Annotated in this window: 7 protein-coding genes; 6 read left to right on the forward strand and 1 reads right to left on the reverse strand. The window is 74.4% G+C overall.

The features are described 5' to 3' along the window. The first annotated feature begins 51 nt into the window (after window positions 1-51). Window positions 52-882, forward strand: coding sequence for a carbohydrate ABC transporter permease (locus AC2CJA_RS22080; protein WP_484604425.1), 831 nt, complete (start codon window positions 52-54; stop codon window positions 880-882). A 109-nt stretch (window positions 883-991) separates the two neighbouring features. On the opposite strand, the gene dtd is transcribed toward AC2CJA_RS22080, so the two are convergent. After that, window positions 992-1,417 (reverse strand): D-aminoacyl-tRNA deacylase, encoded by a 426-nt coding sequence (gene dtd / locus AC2CJA_RS22085; RefSeq protein ID WP_484604420.1) that lies wholly within the window; start codon window positions 1,415-1,417, stop codon window positions 992-994. A gap of 190 nt (window positions 1,418-1,607) precedes the next feature. On the opposite strand from dtd, the gene AC2CJA_RS22090 reads away from it, so the two are divergent. From AC2CJA_RS22090 to AC2CJA_RS22110, 5 genes are all read left to right on the forward strand, one after another. Continuing rightward, window positions 1,608-2,246 (forward strand): RsiG family protein, encoded by a 639-nt coding sequence (locus tag AC2CJA_RS22090; RefSeq protein WP_484604421.1) that lies wholly within the window; start codon window positions 1,608-1,610, stop codon window positions 2,244-2,246. Between the two features lie 43 nt (window positions 2,247-2,289). Then, window positions 2,290-3,309: an asparaginase gene (locus AC2CJA_RS22095; protein ID WP_484604422.1), complete on the forward strand. Its 1,020-nt coding sequence runs from the start codon at window positions 2,290-2,292 to the stop codon at window positions 3,307-3,309. A 25-nt stretch (window positions 3,310-3,334) separates the two neighbouring features. Then, window positions 3,335-4,597: a GNAT family N-acetyltransferase gene (locus AC2CJA_RS22100; RefSeq protein WP_484604423.1), complete on the forward strand. Its 1,263-nt coding sequence runs from the start codon at window positions 3,335-3,337 to the stop codon at window positions 4,595-4,597. A gap of 377 nt (window positions 4,598-4,974) precedes the next feature. Further along, entirely contained in the window at window positions 4,975-6,240 is a 1,266-nt protein-coding gene (locus AC2CJA_RS22105; RefSeq protein WP_484604424.1) for a PP2C family protein-serine/threonine phosphatase, read from the forward strand. Window positions 6,241-6,363: 123 nt separating this feature from the next. Further along, a complete protein-coding gene (locus tag AC2CJA_RS22110) occupies window positions 6,364-6,783 on the forward strand; it encodes an ankyrin repeat domain-containing protein (protein WP_241718382.1) in 420 nt (139 codons plus the stop codon). Window positions 6,784-6,812 lie beyond the last annotated feature (29 nt).

Raw genomic sequence — 6,812 nt, forward strand, 5'->3', positions numbered from 1 at the left:
GGGCACCACCCCTCGCGCGCGGGCCGGGCGCGGCGGCCCGCCGGCGCGCGGATCGGCGCCTGGCTGGGCAGGACCGCCGTCCAGGTGTTCCTGGTCGTCACCGCGCTGGTGTGGATCACCCCCGCGCTGGGACTGTTCCTGTCCTCGCTGAGGTCGGAGGAGGCCAACTCCGCCAGCGGCTGGTGGACGGCGCTGACCGAGCCGGGGCAGTTGTCGGCCGACAACTACACGGCCCTGCTGGCGGATTCCGGCATCACCCGGGCCTTCTGGAACACCGTGCTGATCTCGGTGCCCACCACCGCCGCCGTGGTGGTGGTCGCCGCACTGGCCGGATACGCCTTCGCCTGGCTGGAGTTCCCCGGCCGCGACTGGATCTTCCTGGTGGTCGTCGGGCTGCTGGTGGTGCCCGTCCAGGTCGGTCTGCTGCCGGTGGCGAAGATGCTGGGCGCGGTCGGGCTGTTCGGCACGATCCCCGGCGTGGTCCTCTTCCACGTCGCCTACGGCCTGCCCTTCGCGGTCTTCCTGCTGCGCAACTACTTCGCGGAGATTCCGCGGGAGATGCTGGAGGCCGCGCGGATGGACGGCGGCGGGGAGTGGCGGATCCTCACCCGGCTCATCCTGCCGGTGGGCAGGCCCGCGATCGCGAGCCTGGCCATCTTCCAGTTCCTGTGGGTGTGGAACGACATGCTGGTGGCGCTGATCTTCGCCGACAGCGACTCGCAGCCGCTGACCGTCGCGCTCCAGTCGGAGATGCGGCAGTTCGGCAGCAACATCGAGATCCTCGCGCCCGGCGCCTTCCTGTCGCTGGCCGTTCCGCTCGTGGTGTTCTTCGCCTTCCAGAAGCACTTCGTGCAGGGCGTCATGGCGGGATCGGTGAAGTGACCGCGCGAGACGGGGGATCGTGAGCGGTCCCTGCCGCCGTCACGGGGGGGGCGGCAGGGGCCGGAGGGCCTGCTTCCGCGGGTCCGCGCGGACCCGCGGAGGCAGGCCCTCAGATCTCCAGCAGCACCGTGAACGGGCCGTCGTTGGTGAGCGAGACCTCCATCTTCGCCCCGAAGCGGCCCGTCTCCACCCGCGCGCCCAGCGCCCGCAGCCGGGCGCACACCTCCTCGACCAGGGGCTCGGCCACCGGGCCGGGAGCGGCGGCCTGCCAGGTGGGGCGGCGTCCCTTGCGGGCGTCGCCGTAGAGGGTGAACTGACTGACGACCAGCAGAGGGGCGCCGGTGTCCGAGCAGGACCTCTCGCCCTCCAGGATCCGCAGACCCCACAGTTTGCGCGCGAGCCGGTCGGCCTTCTCAGGGGTGTCGTCGTGCGTCACCCCGACCAGCACGCACAGGCCCTCACCGGTGATCTCACCGACGGCCTCTCCCCCGACGACCACCCTCGCACCGTCGACCCTCTGCACCACAGCTCGCATGCCGACCATCATGCCGCCCCGGTCGTGCGCCCGCCGACAGCCTCCGGACGGGTGGCCCGGACTGCACGCAGGGTGCCCGCGGTGGCACGATGCGTGCAGCACGGTGCGTGCGGTGGCCTGCGGCGTATCCGTGACGGGCCGTGGCACCGCGTTGTGATCCACGGCGAAGGGGACGAGGGGCACACAGAAGATGAGCACTGCCGGAACCGGGCGGACACCCGGAGCCGTACCGGCGGCCCGCGAGGCCGCGTCCACCACCACCTCCGCCTCGGCGGGTGGCCCGAAGACCGCCCCGGCGGGCCCTCCCGCCGACGTCGGCGGGGCGCTCCCGTACGACGCCGGGCCACCGGAGCTGACCGGTCTGCGCCTGCCCCAGTTGCGCGAACTGCGCCGCCAGGCGCAGCAGGAGGAAGCCGACCTCAGCTACGTGCGGCGGCTGGTCCAGGGCCGCGTCGACATTCTCCGCGCCGAACTGGCCCGCCGCAGCGCCGCGGACGTACCCCTGATCGACCGGCTGGCGGAGATCCTCGCCGACGCTCCCCCGCCCGGCCGGGGCCCGGCGCGTTCGGCCCGCCATGTGACGCTGCGCACCCCGCGCAGCGAGGAGTACCGGCGGCTGGCCGAGGAGGTGCTCTCCGAGGTCGAGCTGTCCGACCTCGGCGCCCGCACCGACGCCGAGCTGCACGCCGCCATGGCGCGGCTGGGCGAGCACGAGCACCGGATCTCCCGGCGCCGCCAAGCGCTCCAGCGGACGGCGAACGGGTGCAGCGCCGAGATCGCGCGCAGGTACCGTGAGGGCGAAGCACACGTGGACGACCTGCTGCCCTGACCCCGGGGGCGGTCGTCCCCCCTACACCCAGGGAAGGCCGCCCATGTCCGCCAGCACCACCCCGCCCGCGAACACCCCCGCTCCCGGCGAGCGGCCCGGACCGCTCGCCGGACCGCCCTCCGCGCGGCTCCCGGTCCTCGCCGAGGTCGTGCGCTCGGGGTTCACCGAGGGGCACCACCGCGGTTCCGTGGTGGTGCTCGGCCCGGACGGCGGCGTGGAGTGGTCGCTGGGCGAGGTGGCCGCGCCGGTCTACCCCCGCTCGTCCAACAAGCCGATGCAGGCGGCGGCCGTACTCCACGCCGGCCTCGAGCTGTCGGGCGAGCGGCTGGCGCTGGCCGCCGCCAGCCACTCCGGCGAGCCCTTCCACCTGGAGCTGGTGCGCACCATGCTCGCCGAGCACGGGCTGACCGAGGAGGACCTGGGCTGCCCGCCCGACCTGCCGCTGGACCGCGAGGAGGCCGACCGGTTCCTGGCGGCGGGCTCGCGTCCCTCCCGCACCGCCATGAACTGCTCGGGCAAGCACACCGCCATGCTCGCGGCCTGCCGGGTGAACGGCTGGTCCGGCGCCGACTACCTCGACCCCGGCCACCCCCTCCAGGTGCTGGTGCGCGAGCGGATCGAGGCGGCGGCGGGCGAGCCGGTCGCGCACACCGGGACCGACGGCTGCGGCGCCCCGCTGATGGCGGTCTCCCTCACCGGCCTGGCCCGCGCCTTCCGCTCCTTCGTGCTGGCCGAACCGGGCACCCCCGAGCGCCGGGTCGCCGACGCCATGCGGGCCCACCCCGAGTACGTGGCGGGCACCCGGCGCGAGGACACCCGCCTGATGCGCGAGGTGCCGGGAACACTGGCGAAGGTGGGCGCCGAGGCGGTCCAGGCCGTGGCCCTGCCCGACGGACGCGCGCTGGCGGTCAAGATCGACGACGGAGGGCTGCGGGCGCTCGGCCCGGTCCTGGCCCGGACGCTGGAGCGGATGGGCGTGGACTCCCCGGCGCTGGCGGAGATCGGCGACTCCCCGCTGCTGGGCGGTGGGAGGCGGGTGGGAGAAATCCGCGCGACGTTCTGAGGCGGGCGGTCCTAACGTAACCCCCATGGACTCCAGCGCTCCCGGCATCCGCACCATCACCGAGGACGAGTACCCGGGCTGGCTGCGCGCTCTGCGCGCCGGCTTCCTGAACTCCGCGGAGCTCACCGCCGAGGAGCTGGCCGCCCGGCGCGGCGGAATCGAACTCGGCCGCACCCTGGGGGCGTTCGAGGACGGCCGCTGCGTCGCCACCTTCCGCACCCTGCCGCAGCGGCTGACCGTCCCCGGCGGCGCGGCGGTGGACTCCCTGGCCGTCACCAACGTCTCCGTGCTGCCCACCCACCGCCGCCGCGGGCTGCTGACGCGGATGATGCGCGACGCGCTGGCCGACGGGAGGGAGCGCGGGGACCTCTGCTCGACGCTGGACTCCGCCGAGTACCCGATCTACGGCCGCTACGGCTACGGCCCGGCGACCTGGTCGACCGACTGGACCGTGGACGCCGCCCGCGCCGGGCTGGACCCGAACTGGTCGCGCCCGGAGGAGGAGGGCGCGCGGATCGACCTGGTGGAGCCCGCCCGGGCACGCGTCCTGGGCGCCGCGCTGCACGAGCGGGTGCGCGCGCTGCCCGACCGGCAGGGCATGACCGACCGCACCGAGCGCTGGTGGAAGCTCCACACCGGCGCGATCGGCTGGCCCGGCAGCGGCCTCGTCCCCCCGGCCTTCCACGCCGTGTACCGCGACGCCGCGGGGGACGTGCGGGGGCTGCTGTCGTACACCGCCGACGACCACTGGGAGAACAAGGCGCCGCGCCTGAACGCCCGTGTCCACGACCTGATCGCCGCCGACACCGCCGCCGAGCGGGATCTGTGGCACTTCCTGCTCTCCATGGACTGGGTCGCCACCGTCCACTGCCGCCGGCTCGCCCCCGACTCCCTCCTCCCCCGGCTGCTGCCGAACCCGCGCGCCGCCCGGATCACCTCCCACGCGGACTTCCTGTGGCTGCGTCCGCTGGACGTCCCCGCGCTGCTGCGGGCCCGCACGTACCCGGTCTCCGGCACGCTGGTTCTGGAGCTGGAGGACCCGATGGGCATCGCCGGTGGGCGCTTCCTGCTGGACGCCTCCCCGGAGGGCGCCGCCTGCGCCCCCACCGGGCGCTCGGCCGACCTCTCGATGGATGTGGGCGCGCTCAGCTCGCTGTATCTGGGGGACGAGTCCGCCTCACGGCTGCGGGAACTGGGACGGCTCGCCGAGGAGCGCCCCGGCGCGGCGGCCCTGGCGGACGCCCTGCTGCGCACGGGCCGCAGGCCCTGGGCGCCGGACGTCTTCTGACGCGGGCCGGGCACGGGCCGGCTCCGGGGGCTCCCCCGCCCGCGGCCCTCCCTGCGCGGAGTGTGGAGACACTGTGGAACCCACCACACGCCCCCCAAGATCGGGTACGGTCATGGCTCGCCGCTCCGCCGCGGCGCGCACCCGCCCATCCGGCGCACAACCGCACAGAAGAGATGCTCAACGGCCGAATCCGCCCTCTCCGACCGGAGCGCCGCCCCCGCCCGCGGTGAGCCGCGACGGGAGACGGCAGCGGCCTTCCGTCCGCGGACCGCTGCCCCCGTGAGCCGCGCGGTAGTGTTCGAGACGGACAGCGAGTACGTGCCACCATCACGAAGAGGTCCCCGGCTCCGGCCGGCACCGCGCAGAGGGGAGGGGCCGTGGGCCAGGTGAGCGGCAACATCGACTACGCCGTCCTGTTCGGCGCCGTCCCCACCCCCCTGGCGGTGCTGGACCCGGACCTCGTCCTCGTCGAGGCCAACCAGGCCTATCTGGAGATCACCGGGCGCGTCCGAGGCGAGCTGCTCGGCCGCCATGTGTTCGACGCCTTCCCCGCCAACCCGGACGACCCGAACGCCGACGGCCCCGGGAACCTGCTGGCCTCGTTCCGGCGCGTACTGGAGACGGGCAAGCCGGACACCATGGTCCTCCAGCGGTACGACATCCCCCGCCCCGGCCCCGAGGGCGGGTACGAGGAGCGGTACTGGAGCCCGGTCAACACCCCCGTCCTCGGGGAGGACGGCTCGGTGCGCCTGATCATCCACCGCGTCGAGGACGCCACCGCGTACGTGCGTGACAGCCTCGCCCGCCCCACCAGCCTGACCGGTGCCGGCACCGGCCTGTGGGCGGCCGGCGGGAAGATCGCCGAGTCCGAGCTGTACGCCCGCGCGCGGGAGCTGTACGAGCACAACGAGCGGCTGCGGCAGGCTCACGCCCGCGAGCACGAGGTGGCCCTCACCCTCCAGAAGGCCATGCTGCCGACGCACATGCCGCTGGAGCGCCGCAGCGCGGCCGTGCGCTACCGGCCCGCCCAGGGCTCGCTGAACGTGTGCGGTGACTGGTACGACATGATCAACCTCAGCGAGGACCGCTTCGCCGTGGCCGTGGGCGACGTCGTCGGCCGGGGCCTGGAGGCCGCCAGTGTGATGGGGCAGCTGCGCAGCGCCCTCAGCGCCGCCATGCGCGTCGCCGACGGCCCCGCGCAGGCGCTGTACGGCCTGGACCTGTACGCGCGCTCCCTCGACGGCGCGCTGGCCACCACCGCCGTCAAGCTCGACATCGACACCCACACGCACACGCTCACCTACAGCAGCGCCGGCCACCTGCCCCCGATGCTGTGCCGCCCCGACGGGTACACCGAGTTGCTGGACCAGGCCACCGACGTGCCCCTGGCCGCCCGGAGCAGACCCTCGCACCGGCCGCAGGCGATCACCACCTACGTGCCGGGCTCGACGCTCGTCCTCTACACCGACGGACTGGTCGAGCGCCGCGAGGAGTCCATCGACGTCGGGCTCAAGCGGCTGTCGGAGAGCCTGGCCCGGCACCGCTGCCTGGGCCCGGAGGAGATCGCCGACAACCTCCTGGAGGACCTCGGCATGAACCGGGGCACCGCCGACGACGCGGCCCTGGTCGTCATCAAGCTCTGAGCGGCCCGAGCCGCGGCGGTACGGTCGGCGGGGGCGCGGCGGCACCGGCCGGAAAACGGGCATACGTAGGCTGCAAGCGATCGGCCGCCGCGGCGGCGAGACGGTACGACGAGGAGGCACCCGATGTCCGACGCCCCGACCCCCGAGACCTCCCAGCCCGCACACGACCCGGAGGTGCTCCAGCTCGCGGCCAAGGTCTTCGACCTCGCCCGGGAGGGCGACACGGACACCCTGGCGGCGTACGTGGACGCGGGTGTTCCGGCCAACCTGACCAACGACAAGGGCGACTCGATCCTGATGCTCGCCGCCTACTACGGCCGCACCCCCGCCGTGCGGGCCCTGCTGGAGCGCGGCGCCGATCCCAACCGGGTCAACGACCGCGGCCAGACGCCCATCGGGGGCGCGGTCTTCAAGGACCAGGAGGAGATGGTGCGGCTGCTGCTGGAGGCCGGCGCCGACCCGGCCGCGGGCGATCCGTCGGCCATCGACACGGCGCGGATGTTCGGCCGCCACGAGCTGCTGAAGCTGCTCGGCGCGGAGTGAGCGGCGGCGCGGAACGGCCGGCCGGGACG

The sequence above is a fragment of the Streptomyces sp. ATLC9 genome, from assembly GCF_057196705.1.